General features: G+C 65.7%; 1 protein-coding gene and 1 pseudogene. One reads left to right on the top strand and one right to left on the bottom strand.

Translation table 11 applies throughout. The annotated features are described in order from the left end of the window. The first annotated feature begins 197 nt into the window (after positions 1-197). On the top strand, positions 198-743 hold the full coding sequence (locus tag PMI38_RS26075) for a cytochrome b (protein WP_008101189.1): 546 nt from the start codon (positions 198-200) through the stop codon (positions 741-743). Here the strand turns inward: PMI38_RS26075 and PMI38_RS26070 are convergent. Next, positions 734-1,282: pseudogene (locus PMI38_RS26070) on the bottom strand (1-aminocyclopropane-1-carboxylate deaminase); the annotation flags it as partial. The gene PMI38_RS26075 and the pseudogene PMI38_RS26070 overlap by 10 nt on opposite strands.

The raw sequence follows: 1,282 nt of genomic DNA, 5'->3' as shown, positions 1-1,282 counted from the left end.
CTCCCACAGGTACACCACCGAACCTGAGAGCAGTGGTGTACCTGTGGGAGCCGGCTTGCCGGCGATAGGGCCAGCGCAGACAACTGCGCATTCAGAGACCCAGCGCAAAGCTTTATTCCATCCAGGCAGTTACAGTTGATAGCGAGCGCCGCCAAGAGCGCCACCTTAGACCATTGACCTGATGACGAGGACCGCCCATGGTTTCATCCACCCCCGCGAGCCATTATTCGCGCCTGTCCATCGCCCTGCACTGGCTGATGCTGGTGCTGCTGGCCGCCGTCTACGCCTTCATCGAGTTCCGCGGCCTGTTCCCCAAGGACAGCGCCGAACGCAACCTGATGAAAGACCTGCACTTCATGCTTGGCCTGAGCGTATTCGTGCTGGTCTGGCTACGCCTGGCCATGCGCCTGGTGCGCCCTGCCCCGCCCATCGTGCCCAAGCCACCGGCCTGGCAGACCGGCCTGGCGCACCTGATGCACATGGCGCTGTACCTGCTGATGATCGGTTTGCCCCTGGCCGGCTGGCTGATTCTCAGCGCCGCCGACAAGCCGGTACCCTTCTATGGCCTGGAACTGCCGCACCTGATCGGACCAGACCCGGACCAGGCCAAGTTCATCAAGGGCTGGCATGAACGTGTGGCCACCTGGGGTTACTGGCTGATAGGTCTGCATGCGCTGGCCGGGCTGTACCACCACTACGTGCAGCGCGACAACACACTGCTGCGCATGCTGCCCTACAAGTAACCACGCCGGCCCTGCAGGCCACCGGTGTGCAGGAAGATCAGGCGAGTGCCGGGCGCGAACCGTCCGGCCTCGACCTGGTCACGCAGGGCCAGCAGGGCCTTTGCCGTGTAGAGGGCCTCCAACGGGATGCCCGTGCGGCCTTCGGTTTCGTCGATGAATGCCAGCAGATCATCATCGATTTTGGCGAAACCGCCACGGCAGGCCGCGTGCAGCTGATAACCGCGATTACCCGCCAACGCCGCCACCGCCTCGGGCACACCGTGATCCCACGGCACTGCCAGGGCGCCATGCACCTCATGCGCGCCCGCCTCGGCCAATACCAGGCCCGCCAAGGTGGTACCCGTGCCGGCTGCCAGCCACCAGACGTGGTAGTTCGGCCAGCCCAGGTTGGCCAGTTGCGCCCGGGCCTGCTCGACGATCAATGCGCACCCCTGCGCCCCAGCCAGCCCGCCACCGCCTTCGGGAATGCAGTGCCAATCGGGATAGCGCGCCTGCCAGGGCGCCCAGAACCCGGCCTCGTGGCGGGCTCGGTAGCCGCC

Source organism: Pseudomonas sp. GM84 (assembly GCF_000282535.1).
GTDB lineage: Bacteria > Pseudomonadota > Gammaproteobacteria > Pseudomonadales > Pseudomonadaceae > Aquipseudomonas.
Note: the sequence above shows the minus strand (reverse complement) of the source record. Positions and strands in the feature narration are given on the sequence as shown.

Coding starts and splice junctions, on each gene's coding strand:
- PMI38_RS26075 (WP_008101189.1), top strand. CDS start 198: ATGGTTTCATCCACCCCCGCGAGCCATTATTCGCGCCTGTCCATCGCC.